This is a genomic window from Burkholderia sp. BCC1993, from assembly GCF_905339865.1.
Classification (GTDB): domain Bacteria; phylum Pseudomonadota; class Gammaproteobacteria; order Burkholderiales; family Burkholderiaceae; genus Burkholderia.
Genome location: NZ_CAJPGZ010000080.1, coordinates 1 through 308 on the forward strand (window position 1 = coordinate 1; position 308 = coordinate 308).

Here is a 308-nt window from a genome sequence, read left to right on the forward strand (position 1 = left end):
TGTCGGCACGTTGAACCTGACCGGTGTCGAAACCGGCGCCACCGTCGAATACTCGACCGACGGCGGTCATACCTGGAGCACCAGCTTCAGCGCGGTCGAAGGCCTGAACGACGTGCAGGTCCGGCAAACCGACATCGCCGGCAACACCTCCAACCCGACCTCGTTCAGCTTCTCGCTCGATACGTCGGCCGCCGCACCGGGCGTGGCGCTCGCCACCGATTCGGGCAGCAGTGCCTCCGATCACATCACCAACGTCGGCACACTGAACCTCACCGGTGTCGAGACCGGCGCGACCGTCGAATATTCGA

The 308-nt window shown here is 64.6% G+C and carries 1 protein-coding gene; it reads left to right on the forward strand.

Annotated features, from left to right (window positions below):
• The coding region (locus tag U4Y91_RS36660; protein ID WP_321809135.1) for an Ig-like domain-containing protein at positions 1–308 on the forward strand (308 nt) is incomplete at both ends.